The 16,127-nt window shown below is 58.8% G+C and carries 14 protein-coding genes; 12 read left to right on the top strand and 2 right to left on the bottom strand.

Translation table 11 applies throughout. The annotated features are described in order from the left end of the window. Nucleotides 1-67: 67 nt before the first annotated feature. Both DFR37_RS02810 and DFR37_RS02805 read left to right on the top strand, forming a co-directional pair. The gene (locus tag DFR37_RS02810) at nt 68-1,036 is read left to right on the top strand and encodes a CysB family HTH-type transcriptional regulator (RefSeq protein WP_113931709.1); all 969 of its coding nucleotides are present in this window, start codon (nt 68-70) and stop codon (nt 1,034-1,036) included. Between the two features lie 127 nt (nt 1,037-1,163). Beyond that, complete coding sequence (locus DFR37_RS02805) at nt 1,164-1,535, top strand: DUF2325 domain-containing protein (RefSeq protein ID WP_113931708.1); 372 nt, start codon at nt 1,164-1,166, stop codon at nt 1,533-1,535. A gap of 174 nt (nt 1,536-1,709) precedes the next feature. Here the strand turns inward: DFR37_RS02805 and DFR37_RS02800 are convergent, their stop codons facing one another. Next, nucleotides 1,710-2,297 carry a C40 family peptidase gene (locus DFR37_RS02800; RefSeq protein ID WP_242341693.1) on the bottom strand — a complete coding sequence of 196 codons (588 nt, stop codon included), beginning with the start codon at nt 2,295-2,297 and terminating at the stop codon, nt 1,710-1,712. 537 nt (nt 2,298-2,834) lie between these two features. On the opposite strand from DFR37_RS02800, the gene DFR37_RS02795 reads away from it, so the two are divergent. The 4 genes from DFR37_RS02795 (at nt 2,835) to DFR37_RS02780 (ending at nt 7,620) form a co-directional block, all read left to right on the top strand. Then, on the top strand, nt 2,835-3,242 hold the full coding sequence (locus DFR37_RS02795; RefSeq protein WP_113931707.1) for a heme-binding protein: 408 nt from the start codon (nt 2,835-2,837) through the stop codon (nt 3,240-3,242). A gap of 110 nt (nt 3,243-3,352) precedes the next feature. Beyond that, the gene (locus tag DFR37_RS02790; RefSeq protein ID WP_113931876.1) at nt 3,353-4,579 is read left to right on the top strand and encodes an MFS transporter; all 1,227 of its coding nucleotides are present in this window, start codon (nt 3,353-3,355) and stop codon (nt 4,577-4,579) included. Nucleotides 4,580-4,738: 159 nt separating this feature from the next. Beyond that, on the top strand, nt 4,739-6,718 hold the full coding sequence (acs, locus tag DFR37_RS02785) for an acetate--CoA ligase (protein WP_113931706.1): 1,980 nt from the start codon (nt 4,739-4,741) through the stop codon (nt 6,716-6,718). Between the two features lie 179 nt (nt 6,719-6,897). After that, a complete protein-coding gene (locus DFR37_RS02780; protein ID WP_113931705.1) occupies nt 6,898-7,620 on the top strand; it encodes a DMT family transporter in 723 nt (240 codons plus the stop codon). Between the two features lie 40 nt (nt 7,621-7,660). On the opposite strand, the gene DFR37_RS02775 is transcribed toward DFR37_RS02780, so the two are convergent. Next, entirely contained in the window at nt 7,661-9,307 is a 1,647-nt protein-coding gene (locus tag DFR37_RS02775) for an electron transfer flavoprotein-ubiquinone oxidoreductase (RefSeq protein ID WP_170139810.1), read from the bottom strand. 284 nt (nt 9,308-9,591) lie between these two features. On the opposite strand from DFR37_RS02775, the gene DFR37_RS02770 reads away from it, so the two are divergent. The 6 genes from DFR37_RS02770 to kdsA all read left to right on the top strand — a co-directional run bounded on the left by DFR37_RS02770 (nt 9,592) and on the right by kdsA (nt 16,091). Further along, nucleotides 9,592-10,047: an acyl-CoA thioesterase gene (locus DFR37_RS02770; RefSeq protein WP_113931875.1), complete on the top strand. Its 456-nt coding sequence runs from the start codon at nt 9,592-9,594 to the stop codon at nt 10,045-10,047. Between the two features lie 97 nt (nt 10,048-10,144). Further along, nucleotides 10,145-10,843, top strand: a complete 699-nt coding sequence (locus DFR37_RS02765; protein ID WP_113931703.1) for a CoA transferase subunit A — start codon at nt 10,145-10,147, stop codon at nt 10,841-10,843. 13 nt (nt 10,844-10,856) lie between these two features. Beyond that, nucleotides 10,857-11,510 carry a CoA transferase subunit B gene (locus DFR37_RS02760; RefSeq protein ID WP_113931702.1) on the top strand — a complete coding sequence of 218 codons (654 nt, stop codon included), beginning with the start codon at nt 10,857-10,859 and terminating at the stop codon, nt 11,508-11,510. Nucleotides 11,511-11,669: 159 nt separating this feature from the next. Next, on the top strand, nt 11,670-13,472 hold the full coding sequence (locus DFR37_RS02755; protein ID WP_113931701.1) for an aminopeptidase P family protein: 1,803 nt from the start codon (nt 11,670-11,672) through the stop codon (nt 13,470-13,472). A gap of 115 nt (nt 13,473-13,587) precedes the next feature. Then, nucleotides 13,588-15,246 (top strand): CTP synthase, encoded by a 1,659-nt coding sequence (gene pyrG, locus DFR37_RS02750; RefSeq protein WP_113931700.1) that lies wholly within the window; start codon nt 13,588-13,590, stop codon nt 15,244-15,246. Continuing rightward, a complete protein-coding gene (gene kdsA / locus DFR37_RS02745) occupies nt 15,243-16,091 on the top strand; it encodes a 3-deoxy-8-phosphooctulonate synthase (RefSeq protein ID WP_113931699.1) in 849 nt (282 codons plus the stop codon). Before pyrG ends, kdsA begins: the two co-directional genes overlap by 4 nt. Nucleotides 16,092-16,127: the final 36 nt, after the last annotated feature.

Below are 16,127 nucleotides of genomic sequence, written 5' to 3'. Positions count from 1 at the left end.
TTTCTAATAATTATATAGAATAATTTCTATATAACATATAATGGTTTCGACTCTTTGAGGCCATTATATGAATCTCCAACAATTTCGCTTCGTCCGTGAAACCATACGGCGTAACTTCAATCTTACCGAAGCGGCGCGTTCGCTGTTCACATCGCAGCCCGGCGTATCCAAGTCCATTCTTGAATTCGAAGACGAACTGGGCATCAAGATTTTCGAGCGGCACGGCAAGCGCATCAAGGGGTTGACCAAACCGGGCGCGGTTGTCGCCCAGGTCATCGACCGCATCATGCGCGAAGTCGACAACCTGAAAAAGGTCAGCGACGAATTCGCGAGGCGTGACGAGGGCGGCCTGGTGATTGCCTGTACCCATGCTCAAGCCCGTTATATCTTGCCTAAAGTCATACCGGCTTTTCGCGAGCGTTTTCCAAAAGTACGCGTTTCGCTGGCTGAAGGCAACCCGCCCGCGTTGGCGCAAATGGTGCTGCACGAACAGGCCGACGTGGCCATCGCCACCGAAACCTTGGTCCATACCCAGGGGCTGGCCGCTTTGCCGGTCTATTCCTGGGAACACATCGTCGTGGTTCGGCCAGACCACCCCCTGGCCGAGCTTACTTCGCAGCAGGCCAAGAACCTGACGCTGGCCCAGGTTGCCCAGTATCCCATCGTTACCTATGACCGGCAGTTTTCAGGCCGCTGCGCCATTGACGAGGCCTTCGCGGCTGGAGCCGTCACGCCCGACATCGTGCTCGAGGCCATCGACGCCGACGTAATCAAAACCTACGTCGATGTAGGCCTGGGTATCGGCATTATTGCCGGCATGGCTTTCGATCCGCAGCGCGACAAGGGCTTGGTGGGCTTGCCCGTCGGCCATTTGTTCGGCACTCATACAACGCGGGTCGCCATCAAGTCCGGCGTGTTCCTGCGCGACTATGTCTACGTTCTTCTTGAAATGCTGGCCTCGAACCTGACCCGTGAAGTTGTACAAGAGGCGCTCGAAAAAAGTCCTCAGGCCGAAGAACCCGCCATAGCGCGATAAAAATCGCAGTAGCGGGGCTTCGCGCAGGCGGGGCCCATATCGTTTATTTTACAAATGCGAATCATTCTTGTTGACTATATTAATGAGAATGATTATCGTTATGTAAATCTCTGAGAAAGGAAGCGATATGTCTGGAACTGTTAATGCTGTCGTGGTTGGAGCGGATCGCCTGGGCAATATTCCCGACCTGCTGAAAGGGCACAATATAGCTATAAAACAGCATATTAGCGGGCGCGATCCGGCGCACCAGAAGAAGACCCTGCAACTGCCTTCGGGCACAGATCTGTTGATTTTGCTGACGGATTTCCTGGGCCACAATGTCATGAAGACATTTCGCACGGCCGCCCAGCGGTCGGGTGTCAGGGTCTTGGCGTGCCGGCGTTCGGTATGCTGCATGCAGCAGGCCTTGACGCAAAATGGATATTGTCAAAGTTGCCCTCAGCAGCTTGCCGTCAGTCCTGGAAAGCAGGGTAAAGCCGCATACGCCATTGCGTCCTAGCCTTTTCAAGGCAGGGTCGCTGTCAAAGAGTCTGTCGCGGCGGAGTTTTGCCGCAGGGTGGCCAACGAAGCACGGTGCCCATTAAAAATCCCTGCCGCACGAATGCTTGCAGGGATCGAATGCTTTCTTCTTTTAGGGCATGCTGCCCGCGTTTGGGCCGGATGCCCCGCATTGTCAGTTCAGGCTAAGAATCCTGCCCGAGCTGTCTGCCAGGCGGCGGGCGCCGTTGTAGCGCTTTTTCCAGTAGCTTTGGCTCATGTCTTCGACACGGACGACCGCGCCGGTGCGGGGCGCGTGGACGAATTTTTCGTCGCCCAGGTAAATGCCCACGTGCGAGTAGCGGTGGCCCCGAGTATTGAAGAACACCAGGTCGCCTTTTCTTAGTTCGTTGCGTTTGACCGAGATGCCTTCATGCGCGATCTGCGCTGAGTTGCGCGGGAGTTTAAGGCCAAGCGATTTTTCGGCCGCGTAAATGACCAGGCCGCTGCAATCGAAACCGGTGTAGGGGGTATTTCCGCCGAATTTGTATTTGGTGCCCAGAACGCCAAGCGCTGTGCCGGCTATGGTTTTTGAGCTGCCGCCCAGATTTACGGGGTATTGGCTGTTGCTGTAGCTGGGGAATTGATTGCTGGAGAGGTATGCGCCGAGGGGGTCGGACTTGGTTTGAACGAGGAAGCTGTCGCGCATTGCGCGCATGCTGGATTCGGCTTGCTCGTTTTGGCCGTTGGTGGCACATCCGGCCAGTGCCACCGTTGCGGCGATGATCAAGCCCTTGACGCCGCGCCATCCATATCTTGAGGTAATCGCAGTAATTGTGGATAGTCGGTGTGGGGGCATAGTTCGTGTTTGCTGTGGTTCAGGTTGAAATGATCCGTTGCCACGCTTTGCAAACCATTTGGATTACGTTAGTGATGACGTAATCCAAATAATCTCAAAGGCCTGGCCGGCTGTTGGAATCACAGGATTCGGTAAAAAGTACTCGGGGCAGTTTAACCAAAAGAGGTTGTGAGGTAAAGCTTAAATCCTTCTAAAAATGTAACAACTCGGCCGCTACCGATTATTTAAGTTCATGTTTTTTATGGAATTTGATTTTTCACCTTCTATTGTCGTTAATTGCAAAGAGCTAAAAAATTGGTGTATTCACTAATATAAGAGCGATTTTTCGGACCAGGTCGCGGTACAAGGCGGCGCTGCTGTAGTGCAGCGCCCCAGGCGATTGTGGCATTATGCGAAGTTGCAGCCCGGCAAGTTTCGTGTTCCATCGATAAGCCGGTTCGCCGCAATCAACACGGAGACGCCATGAAAACCAAACCCATGCTTACAGTTACCGATGTAAAGACAATTCTGGATGCGGCAGAGCAGTTTGCGCTTAGCCATAATTGGGCCGTCACCATTGCCGTGGCCGACGATGGGGGGCATTTGCTGGGTCTACTGCGGGTGGACGGAGCAGCGCCGTTTACAGCGCAGGTCGCTCCGGCCAAAGCGCGTGTGGCGGCTATAGGGCGGCGCGAATCCAAGGCTTTCGAAGAAATCATCAATCAGGGCCGCTATTCCTTTTTGTCTGTACCGGGCATGGACGGCATGCTCGAGGGCGGCGTACCGATAGTCATGGACCAGCAGGTGGTTGGAGCGGTCGGCGTTTCGGGCGTCAAGTCCAGCGAAGACGCTGAAATTGCACGTGCGGGCATCGCAGCGCTGCATTCGTGAACCACGGCGAACAAGGCGGGGCGACGGCCGCACCCGGAACCATTTCGCAGGGCCTGTTCCGCGACGCGGTCAACCCGGGAGTAACCCGGCGCGAAGTCTGGGCCTGGGCCATGTACGACTTTGCAAACTCCGGCTATACCACGGTCGTCCTGACTACGGTGTTCAACAGTTATTTCGTTGCCGTCGTGGCGGCCGGGAAGTCATGGGGTACCTTGGCTTTTACCGCGGCTCTGTCTCTTTCCTATTTGGCAATCATGCTGACCATGCCCACGCTGGGGGCGCGGGCCGATGCCAATGCCTCCAAGCGCCGGCTGCTTTTCACCAGTACAGTGGGCTGTGTCGCGGTTACGGCAATGCTGGCGTTGGTGGGGCCGGGTGACATTTGGCTGGGGTTGGCGATTTTGGCGGTTTCCAATTATTGCTATTGCGTCGGCGAGTCCATCGTTGCCGCCTTTCTGCCCGAAATCGCCAAGCCGCAGGCCCTGGGGCGGGTATCGGGCTGGGGCTGGGGATTCGGTTATTTCGGAGGCATGCTGGCCTTGGGCTTGTCGCTATGGCTGGTGTTTCGGCTGTCCGCCGACGGCATTCCCGAGTCGCAGTCGGTGCCCTATGTCATGCTGCTGACGGCCGGAATTTTTGCCGTCGCCGCCATTGCCCCATTCCTGTTCCTGCGCGAGCGCAGTGCACCGACGCATCGCCCGGCCGAAGGGTTGCTGGGCAGGTTGTGGGCGGCCTGGCAAGAAACCGGCAAGTCCTTTCCCGATTTTCGCCTATTGCTGCTTTGCGGAGCTTCGTACCAAGCAGGCATCGCGGTGGTCATTACCTTGGCGGCGGTCTATGCAACGCAGGTCATGGGCTTCGACATGACCCAGACCATGCTTCTGGTTTTTACCGTGAATATCGGCGCAGCCGTCGGAGCCCTGCTGTTTGGCCACGTGCAAGACCGCATCGGGCATAAAAAAGCGCTGACACTGACGCTATGGGGCTGGATCGTCATGGTGCTGATCGCCTATATGGCGGTAAGCCTGTGGATCTTCTGGGTAGCCGCGGTCATTGCAGGGCTTTGCATGGGGACCAGCCAAAGCGCGGGCCGGGCCATGGTGGGCGCGCTTGCGCCGCCGCAGCGTTCGGCGGAATTTTATTCGCTATGGACGTTTGCCATCCAGCTTGCGGCGGTGGTGGGGCCCCTGAGCTACGGCCTGGTTACGTGGATAACCCAGGGCAATCATCGGCTGGCTTTGCTGGTCACCGGAGTTTTTTTTGTAATTGGTTTGTTGGTGCTGTCCCGCGTCGATTTTGTGCGTGGCGCCCAGCGGCGCGATGCGGCGCCGGGGTAAGGGTCATCATGGCATTCGCTGCGCCGCGGGTGTACAACGTAAGCGTGCAGTAAGAATACTGGTGTTCTATTTGCCTGGTTGATCAAGCGGATCTTTGCATTTCCAATCGATCCCGGCGAATTCGGTATTAAGTCTAAATTGCTAAAAGGAGCCATTATTATGTCCAGTACGATTGAATCGGTCTTGGTTGAAAATCGCGTCTTTCCGCCTTTTCCCGACCTGGTCAAAAATGCGAATATTTCGGGTATGGAGGCTTACCAGGCGTTGTGCCGCGAAGCCGAGCAATCGCCGGATGCTTTCTGGGGGCGCCTGGCCCGCGAAAACCTCGTCTGGGATAAACCTTTTTCCAAGGTGCTCGACGAATCGCAAGCTCCATCCTACCGCTGGTTCGGCGACGGCGAGCTCAATGTGTCGGCCAATTGCCTGGACCGCCACCTGAACACGCCAACGGCCGATAAAGCCGCGATTATTTTCGAAACCGACGACGGCAAGGTCAGCCAGGTGACTTACCGCCAATTGCATGCGCGGGTGTGCGAGTTCGCCAACGGCATCAAGGCGCTGGGCTACCAGGCGGGCGAGCGCGCCATTATTTACATGCCCATGTCCATCGAAGCCGTGGTCGCCATGCAGGCCTGCGCGCGGCTGGGCATTATTCATTCGGTGGTGTTCGGCGGCTTTTCGTCGCGCAGCCTGCAAGAGCGTATTGTCGATGTCGGGGCAACGCTGGTCATTACCGCCGACGAACAGGTCCGCGGAGGCAAGTCCATACCCCTGAAGCCGGCCGTGGATGACGCCTTGGCTGCGGGCGGCTGTGAAGCCGTCAAGCACGTTATCGTCTACAAGCGTACCGGCGGAAAAATCGGCTGGCACGAAGGCCGCGATCTTTGGATGCACGATGTCGCCGCCAACCAGCCGTCTGTTTGCGCAGCCGTGCCCCTTAATGCGGAGCATCCGCTGTTCATCCTGTATACCTCCGGTTCCACCGGCAAGCCCAAAGGGGTTCAGCACGCATGCGGCGGCTTTTTGCTGTGGGCGCTGTTGACGGTCAAGTGGACGTTCGACGCCAAGGACGCCGATGTATTCTGGTGCACCGCCGATGTGGGCTGGGTAACCGGCCATACTTATATCGCCTACGGCCCATTGGCGGCGGGCCTGACCCAGGTCATGTTCGAAGGCGTGCCCACATATCCCAATGTGGGGCGGTTCTGGGAAATGATACAGCGCCATAAAGTCACGGTCTTCTATACGGCGCCAACGGCGATCCGCTCATTGACGAAAGCGGCCGATGCCGAACCCGCCTATCATCCGCGCGAGTACGATCTCGACAGCTTGCGCATTATCGGCTCGGTGGGCGAACCCATCAATCCGGAAGCCTGGATGTGGTATTACACCGAGGTCGGCCGCGAGCGCTGCCCCGTGCTTGATACATGGTGGCAAACCGAAACGGGGGCGCACATGATTACCCCGCTGCCGGGCGTCACGCCTCTTAAGCCGGGTTCGTGCACCTTGCCTTTGCCGGGCATCGCCGCGGCCATTGTCGACGAAGCCGGCGGCGACGTCGAGGCGGGGCAAGGGGGATTTCTGGTGATCAAACGTCCGTGGCCCGGCATGATCCGCGCCATCTGGGGCGACCCCGAACGCTTCAAGAAAAGCTATTTTCCACCCGAGCTCAAAGGCTATTACCTGGCCGGCGACGGCGCCCAGCGCGACCGCGACGGCTATTTCTGGATCATGGGCCGGGTCGACGACGTCCTTAACGTCTCGGGCCATCGCCTGGGTACGATGGAAGTCGAGTCGGCGCTAGTCGCCCACCCGATGGTGGCCGAAGCCGCCGTGGTGGGGCGCCCGGACGATACTACCGGCGAAGCCGTCGTGGCATTTGTGGTGCTGAACCGTTCGTTGCCAGAGGGCGAAGAGGCCGCAGCCATTGCCAAGCAGTTGCGCGATTGGGTAGCGAAAGAAATCGGTCCCATTGCCAAACCCAAGGACATACGTTTTGGCGAAAACCTGCCCAAGACCAGGTCGGGCAAGATCATGCGGCGCCTGTTGCGCATAGTGGCCAAAGGCGAAAAAGTCACGCAGGATGTTTCCACGCTCGAAAATCCGGCCATTCTGGACCAGCTGTCGCAGTCTGTGTAAACCATGCTCGGCTGATCCCGGCTCCGTCGCACGCTAGAGCGGTACCTGCCATGCACGGCGCGGCCGCAGTACACTGACTGCGGTGGACGGGTCGGCCGACATGTATTGGTACGGCAACGGAAAAGGCCGTCCATCAAGCGGGGCGCGGAGGGCGCCCCTTTTCTTGCCCGGAGCATATATTGAAGTCCAGCCAATCCGATCGCGGCGCCTTGCTGCTTATGGCCACGATAGTCCTGATCTGGGGACTGGGCTGGGTCATCATGAAATTCCTGAGTCCCTATGTGGGCTCTTTCGACGTGGTCGTCATCCGCTACGCACTGGGGTTCGCGAGCCTGCTCGTCATACAGCTGGCCTGGCGCCAGCCCTTGCGGATACCTCCTCTTGGGCTGACGCTGGGCATTGCCGTGGTCGACCCTTGGCACAATCAAAGCACGCTGGTCAGCATGCTGCTGGCTATTGGTGGGGGCGCCAGCTGGGGCATGGGCACGGTATTTAGCAAAATGCTGTTGCAGCGCCATCGCAATGTCAATGTGCTCAATCTTACGACCTGGCAGATGTTTTTGGGAACCTTGCTGGCCTTGCCGTTTACCCAGTTGATTCCGCAGCCCGCCATTGTCTGGAGTCCCGCCGTGGTGGTGGGCCTGCTTTATCTTGGGGTGATGTCCTCGGCGGTGGCCTGGGTCATGTGGCTGGCGGTCGTGCGGCGCGTCAATGCGACCGTCGCCGGCATGTCGGGCCTGGGCGTCCCGGTGTTTACGGTGGTGCTGGCGTGGGCGTTTCTGGATGAAATGCCGGGGGCGCTGGAGCTGACCGGCATTATCCTGATGCTGGCCGGCTTGCTTGTTGTGGTGCTTGCCCCGCAAGGCCGAAGAGCCGATCCGGTGCCGCAGGTTCCTTCCTGAAAAGAAAACCCAAGTACCGGACGGGGCTCACGGGCTGCGGCTACATGCCGCTGTAAACAGGCCCTTCGCCGCCTTGCGGCGCTACCCAGACGATATTCTGGGTTGGGTCCTTGATGTCGCAGGTTTTGCAATGGACGCAGTTTTGCGAATTGATTTGCAGGCGGTCGTCGCCCTTGTCGTCCTTGATGAACTCGTACACCCCGGCCGGACAGTAGCGGGCTTCGGGCCCGCCGTATTTGGCCAGGTTGATGGAGACCGGGACCGATGCATCTTTAAGGGTCAGGTGCACGGGTTCGTTTTCTTCGTGATTGGTATTGGAAATGAATACCGAACTGAGGCGATCGAAAGTGAGCTTGCCGTCGGGCTTGGGGTAGTCGATGCGCGCACATTCGGCGGCCGGTTGCAGGCAGGCGTGGTCGGGCTTGCTATGGCGTATGGTCCAGGGCATTTTGCCGCGCAGCAGCCACTGTTCTATGCCTGTCATGAGCGTGCCCATGGTTCGGCCTTTCTTGAACCATTGCTTGAAGTTGCGCGATTTGTTCAGTTCGTCATGCAGCCAGGATTTCTTGAAGGCTTCGGGGAAGGCCGAGAGTTCGTCGTGGCTGCGGCCCGCCACCAGGGCGTCGAATGCGGCTTCGGCGGCCAGCGCGCCGGTCTTGATGGCCGAGTGGCTGCCCTTGATGCGCGAGGCATTGAGGAAGCCGGCTTCGCAGCCGACCATGGCGCCGCCGGGGAAAACCAGCTTGGGCAAGGACAGTAGCCCGCCGGCGGTGAGCGAGCGCGCGCCGTAGGCGATGCGCTTGCCGCCTTCGAAGGTGCGGCGGATGGCCGGGTGAGTTTTATAGCGCTGGAACTCTTCGAATGGCGAGAGCCAGGGGTTGGCGTAGTCCAGGCCTACGACCAGGCCCACCACCACAATATTGTTGTCCAGATGGTAAAGGAAGGAGCCGCCGTAGGTGTCGGCATCGAGCGGCCAGCCCGAGGTATGCACCACCAGGCCGGGCTGCGATTGCGCCGGGTCGACTTCCCACATTTCTTTAATGCCCAGGGCGTAGCTTTGCGGGTCGCATCCGGCATCGAGCTTGAACCGTTCGATAAGCTGGCGCCCCAGTTGGCCGCGCGAACCTTCGGAAAAAATCGTGTAGCGCGCATGCAGTTCCATGCCGGGCTGGTAATTGGGGGTGTGCGAGCCGTCGCGCGCAACGCCCATGTCGCCGGTGGCGACGCCTTTGACCGCGCCTGTGTCCGTGTACAGGACTTCGCTTGCGGCAAAGCCGGGGAAGAGGTCGACGCCAAGGCCTTCAGCCTGTTCGCCCATCCATTTCACGACGTCGCCCAGGCGCACGATGTAATTGCCTTCATTGTGGAAACAGGCGGGCAGGAGCCAGTTTGGCGTGGCATGCGCTTTTTTCGCGGTCAGGAAAAGGAATTTATCCTCGGTGACGGCGGTATTGAGCGGCGCGCCTTTTTCTTTCCAGTCCGGGATCAGTTCGGACAGCGCTTGCGGGTCCATGACGGCGCCCGAGAGGATATGAGCGCCGACTTCAGCGCCTTTTTCCAGGACGCAGACGCTGATGTCCTGGCCGCGCTCGGCGGCCAATTGCTTAAGACGGATGGCCGTGGCAAGCCCGCCGGGGCCGGCGCCTACGACAACCACGTCGTATTCCATTGATTCGCGCTCAGACATTGAAGTAAATCTCCTGATTGTTTTGTATTGGGTTCGGCCGCCCTGTTGAGGGCTTGGCCAGTATTATTGCCAGTGCTCAATGCCGATAGTATTGCAGCTTGCCATCCGGTTTTCAAATAGGCGTTATGCGCCGCCGTGAGCTAGTACCCCGCCTGGTTAGTTGCTAGAGTATCAACTGGAAGATGGCGCTGGGTCTTGACGCATGCAGGGCCGCTTTTCTTGCCGTTATACTGACTTATACTTTAATTCGCGATTGTACTGATAAAGGATACGAAGGCGTGCCCATGCAGTTAGCCGATATTACGTCCCCCATCGCCGCCGGCGGCGTGTTTCGTTGCGTCATGCCCATGCGCTGGGGCGACATGGACGCCCTGGGCCACGTCAACAATGCCGAATACTTCCGCTACGTCCAAGAGGCGCGCGCCAAGCTGTTCGAACAGGCCAATATGGTCCAGCCCTACGATAGGGTGGGGGTGCTGGTCCATGCTTCTTGCGATTTTGTAAAATCCTTGCAGTACCCGGGCGATGTCGCTGTCAGCCTGACCCTCACGCGGGTCGGACGCTCCAGCCTGGAATTCGACTTTGTCATCGAGCTTCAACACGAGCCCGGGGTGGTCTATGCCCGCGGCAAGAACATTATTGTCTGTACCGAAATGAGCCGGGGCGTTTCGTCGCCCTGGACGTCCGACGAATTGGCGCGCTTTGCCGCATGTTTTTCGTCTGGCGCGGCAAAAGGGTGACAGGCAATCAGCAGATTTGTTTTTTAGACTGACTCGCCCGGGTGTTGCACTTTTTCGAGCAGTGCACTTTGGGCGCCAACAATGAGGGGATGGAGTAATGGATAAGGTCTACGCAAGTGCCGCAGAAGCGCTGAAAGGCGTCGCAGCCGATAATCTGACCGTAGCTGTGGGCGGATTCGGGCTGTGCGGCATCCCAGAGGCGCTGATTGCGGCGCTGCGCGATTCGGGGGTACAAAACCTGACTTGCATCAGCAATAATGCGGGTGTCGACGGTTTCGGGCTGGGGCAGTTGTTGTCCACGCGCCAGATCAAGAAAATGATTTCGTCCTACGTGGGCGAAAACAAAGAATTCGAGCGCCAGTTTCTGGCTGGCGAATTGGAACTGGAGTTCACGCCGCAAGGTACGCTGGCCGAAAAGCTGCGCGCCGGCGGCGCCGGCATCCCGGCATTCTTTACGCGCACAGGGGTGGGCACCGTAGTGGCCGACGGCAAGGAAATCCGCGAATTCGACGGTGAAAACTACGTCATGGAGCGCTCATTGGTTCCCGATGTAGCCTTGGTCAAGGCCTATATGGCCGACCGCAGCGGCAATCTCATCTTCCGCAAAACCGCGCGCAACTTCAATCCTGTTTGCGCCATGGCAGCAAAGCTGACCATAGTCGAAGTCGAGAAGCTGGTCGATACGGGCGCCATGGACCCAGACTCCGTGCACTTGCCCGGCATCTATGTCCATCGCATTGTCGTTAACGCCAACCCCGAAAAGCGCATTGAACAGCGTACGGTCCGCAAAGCATAAGGAGACGGAAATCATGGCTTGGAACAGAGAAGAAATGGCAGCGCGGGCTGCGCTTGAATTGCGTGACGGGTTTTACGTCAACCTGGGCATAGGCATGCCTACGCTGGTGGCAAACTATGTGCCCGAAGGCATGGAAGTTTGGCTGCAATCGGAAAACGGCTTGCTGGGCATTGGGCAGTTTCCCACCGAAGACGAACTCGACGCCGACCTGATCAACGCCGGCAAGCAAACGGTCACGACCTTGCCGGGTTCGTCCATTTTTTCGTCCGCGGACTCATTTGCAATGATACGCGGCGGTAAAATCAATCTGGCTATTCTCGGCGCCATGCAGGTGTCCGAGCAGGGCGATCTGGCCAACTGGATGATTCCGGGTAAGATGATCAAAGGCATGGGCGGCGCCATGGACCTGGTGGCGGGCGTCGGCCGGGTCGTCGTGCTTATGGACCACGTGGCGCGCAAGAAAGACGGCACCGAAGACTTCAAGCTTTTGCCCGAATGCACTTTGCCGCTGACCGGTGTTGGCGTGGTCGACCTGATCATTACCGACCTGGGCGTCATGGAAGTTACCGCAAACGGCCTGAAGCTCGTCGAGCTTGCCCCTGGCGTAAGCGTCCAGGAAATCCAGGACAAGACCAAGGCCAAGCTCGACGTTTCGGCAGTCGCGTAACAGCCGAAGGAATAGCGCATCAAGCGCAAAGCGCCTATTCTTCAAGGAATAGGCGCTTTGTTTTTTGCCGCCGGGCCGCCCCAAGGCAAAAAGCGCCCCCTTGGGGGGCAGCAAGCCGCGCAAGCGGCGCAGCGTGGGGGCTTTTTTTAAGGAAATATTGTGGGCAATACCATTTTTGCGGAACGGATTCAGGCTTTGCGTGCGGCCATGGCCGCACATAATCTTGATGCATGTGTCGTGCTGTCGTCCGATCCGCACTTGTCCGAATACCTGCCCGATCATTGGCAGGCCAGGTCCTGGATCAGCGGTTTCGAAGGGTCGGCCGGGACGTTGCTGGTGACGGCCACGTTTGCGGGTTTGTGGACCGACAGCCGCTACTGGGAACAGGCCGACCACGACTTGCGCGGCTCCGGCATCCAGACCATACGGGCCGGCGCGGAAGGCGTGCTGGGAATTACCGAATGGCTGGCGCACGAATTGCCTAAGGGCAGCCGGATAGCGGTGCATGGCCAGACCATCAGCGTTCAGACGCACCGCAACTGGAAGCTGGCGCTGGACGCCGCAGGCGTGCAACTGGTTTGCAATATGGATTTGCCCGGCGAAATCTGGAACGGGCGGCCTGCCTTGCCCAATGCGGCGGTATACGAACACAAAGCCCCGTTTGCCTGCCGTACGCGGGCTGAAAACCTGGCTGCCGTCAGAGCGGCCATGGCGGCGCACCATGCTGACTGGCATTTCATTTCTACCTTGGACGACATAGCGTGGCTGTTGAATCTGCGCGGCAACGACGTCTCGTACAACCCTGTGTTCCTGGCCCATGCCCTTATCGGCGCGGACACCGTGCGCCTGTTCGTTGCGCCCGGCAAAATCAGCACAGAGCTGGCGGCCGAACTTGGGCGCGACGGTATTCAAGTACAGCCTTATGAAGCCGTGGGCGAGGCCCTGGCTTGCCTGCCGGCCGGGCAGGCGCTGCTTGTCGATCCGGCGCGAACGACAGTCGGTGTGATCGATGCGGCCGCCTTTGTCGATAAAGTGGAAGGGCTTAATCCTTCGCAGTTGCTCAAGTCGCGCAAGAACGAGGCCGAGATAAACCATGTGCGCCGAGCCATGGAACAAGACGGCGCTGCGCTGTGCGAGTTCTTCGCATGGTTCGAACAGGCCCAGGGCCAAGAGCGCATTACCGAAATAACAATCGACGAAAAAATCACGCAGGCGCGCGCGCGCCGCGAGAATTTCGTCACGCCCAGCTTTTCGACGATTGCCGCCTTCAATGCCAATGGCGCCATGCCGCATTACCATGCAACCCAAGAAAGCCACGCCGTCATCGAAGGCAATGGGCTGTTGCTGATCGATTCGGGCGGGCAGTATCTGGGGGGGACTACCGACATTACGCGGGTTGTTCCCGTTGGGGAACCCAGCCGCGCACAGAAGCACGACTATACCGTCGTGCTGAAAGGCCACATGGCGCTGGCGCAGGCGGTTTTCCCGCGCGGCATACCGGGGCCCATGCTGGATCCAATCGCGCGCTTGCCCATCTGGCAGGCCGGCGCCGAATTCGGCCATGGCACGGGCCATGGCGTTGGGTACTTTCTTAATGTCCACGAAGGCCCGCAAGCTATTTCCTACCGTACGCCCTTCAACGCGCACATGGGCATGGAGCCCGGCATGATCACCTCGAACGAGCCAGGCTTGTATCGGCCCGGGAAGTGGGGCATCCGCATTGAAAACCTGGTGGTGAACATCCCCGCAGACACGACCGAATTCGGCGAGTTCCTGAAATTCGAAACCATAACTCTGTGCCCGATCGATACCCGTTGCGTGCTTCTTGAATTGCTTACCAATGAAGAGCGCAATTGGCTTGACGGCTACCACAGGCAGGTCCGAGAACGGCTTTTACCCTTGGTCCAGGGGACTGCGAAAGAGTGGCTTTTGGAGCGCACACAAGCAGTGGGAACGCTTTGATCGGGTTCGGGAGATTCGGCTGCAGCTTCCCCGGCGCGGCCTCTGTGAAGATCATCCGCGTCGGCTATAATTCTAATTTCCCGCTCCAGCCCGGCAACACCGGGTACCGATTACGATGACCAAATATGTGTTTGTAACGGGTGGGGTAGTGTCCTCCTTAGGTAAGGGCATTGCTGCTGCTTCTCTCGCCGCGATTCTTGAATCTCGCGGTTTACGGGTTACGATGCTTAAGCTCGACCCGTATATCAACGTCGATCCGGGCACCATGAGCCCATTTCAGCATGGCGAAGTTTTCGTCACTGAAGACGGCGCCGAAACCGATCTGGACCTGGGGCACTACGAGCGCTTCATTTCCGCCCGCATGCACAAGGTCAACAACTTCACGACCGGCCAGATCTACGAATCGGTGCTGCGCAAAGAGCGCCGTGGCGACTACCTAGGCAAAACCGTTCAGGTCATTCCCCACATCACCAACGAAATCCAGGACTTCATTGCGCGCGGCGCCAAAGCGGCCTGGAATGGCGAAACCGACGTTGCCATCGTCGAAATCGGCGGTACGGTCGGCGACATTGAATCCTTGCCCTTTCTTGAAGCGGCGCGCCAAATGAGCCTGCGCCTGGGCCGCAACAATGCGGCTTTCATGCACTTGACGCTGGTGCCTTTCATTGCTTCGGCGGGCGAACTCAAAACCAAGCCCACGCAGCACTCGGTGCAAAAGCTGCGCGAGATCGGTATTTATCCCAACGCCTTGCTGTGCCGCGCCGACCGTCCCATACCCGACGAAGAGCGCGCCAAGATTTCGCTGTTTTCCAATGTTCCGCTCGATGCCGTTATTTCAGTCTGGGACTCGGACTCCATTTATAAAATCCCGTCCATGCTGCACAAGCAAGGCCTGGACAACCTGGTGTGCGACGCGCTGGCCATTTCGCCTCCGCCGGCCGACTTGTCCATGTGGGACCGCCTGGTCGAAGCCATCGAACATCCGCGCAACGAAGTGCGCATCGGCATGGTCGGCAAGTATGTCGACCTGACCGAGTCGTATAAGTCCTTGTCCGAAGCATTGGTGCATGCCGGCATACACACGAACTCGCGTGTGGCCATCGAATATATCGACTCTGAAGTCATCGAGGCCGAAGGCACGGGCTGCCTGGAACATCTTGATGCCATTCTGGTGCCCGGCGGTTTCGGCAAGCGCGGCACCGAAGGCAAAATGGCGGCCATCCGCTACGCACGCGAAAACGGTGTGCCTTACCTGGGCATTTGCCTGGGCATGCAATTGGCCGTCATCGAGTTTGCCCGTTCGGTTGCCAAGCTTGAGGGCGCCAACAGCACCGAGTTCAATCCTTCCACCGCCCATCCGGTGGTGGCGCTGATCACCGAATGGCAAGACCGCGAAGGCAAGATCGAGCGTCGCGACCAGTCGTCCGATCTGGGCGGTACCATGCGCAAGGGCGCTCAGCGCTGCCCCGTCAAGCCCGGCAGCCGCGCTCATGCCATCTACGGCAATGAAGTGTACGAACGGCATCGCCACCGCTACGAAGTCAATAACGTCTACGTACCACGTCTCGAAGAGGCAGGCATGGTGATCAGCGCGCGCACGCCCACCGAACAGTTGCCCGAAATCATGGAACTGCCGGATCATCCGTGGTTCATGGGGGTGCAGTTCCACCCTGAATTTACCTCCACGCCGCGCGACGGCCATCCTTTGTTCAGCAGTTTCATTACCGCCGCGCTCAAGCGCCAAGAGCAGCACGGCAAAGGGAAGCCGGCATGAAGCTTTGCGGATTCGAGGCAGGCCTGGACCAGCCGTTTTTTCTGATTGCGGGGCCCTGCGTTATCGAGTCGCGCCAAATGGCGTTCGATACCGCCGGGCAACTCCAGGAAATCGCGCGCAAGCTGGGCGTGCCTTTTATCTATAAAAGCTCGTTCGACAAAGCCAACCGCAGTTCCGATAAATCGTATCGCGGCCCGGGCATGGACGAAGGCTTGCAAATTCTTGCCGACGTCCGCGCCCATTTCAATCTGCCGGTGCTCACCGATGTACACGCCACCGAACAGGTGGCGGATGTGGCGGCCGTGGTCGACGTCTTGCAGACTCCTGCATTTTTATGCCGGCAAACCGACTTCATCCACGCCTGCGCGGCCACGCTCAAGCCTGTCAATATTAAAAAGGGGCAATTCCTTGCCCCGCACGACATGGTGCAGGTGGTGGCCAAGGCACGCGCCGCGGCCATCGAAGCCGGCGGCGACGGCGGCAACATCATGGTGTGCGAACGCGGCGCTTCGTTCGGCTACAACAATTTGGTCTCGGACATGCGTTCGTTGGCCATCATGCGCGAAACCGGATGCCCAGTGGTGTTCGACGCCACCCACTCGGTGCAGTTGCCGGGCGGGCAGGGAACGACATCGGGCGGCCAGCGCGAGTTCGTACCCGTCCTGGCGCGCGCGGCGGTGGCGGTCGGCGTAGCCGGGCTGTTCATGGAAACCCATCCCGACCCCGACAAAGCCCTGTCCGACGGTCCCAATGCCGTTCCTTTGCATTACATGGCAGGCTTGCTCGAATCTCTGGTCGATATCGACCGCAGCGTCAAGCGCAACGGCTTGTTCGAAATCCGCTAGGCTTTCTTCGGCATTTGCGTGCTCGGGATGACAGGC

It is taken from the genome of Eoetvoesiella caeni (assembly GCF_003315175.1).
Taxonomy (GTDB): domain Bacteria; phylum Pseudomonadota; class Gammaproteobacteria; order Burkholderiales; family Burkholderiaceae_B; genus Eoetvoesia; species Eoetvoesia caeni.
Note: the sequence above shows the minus strand (reverse complement) of the source record. Positions and strands in the feature narration are given on the sequence as shown.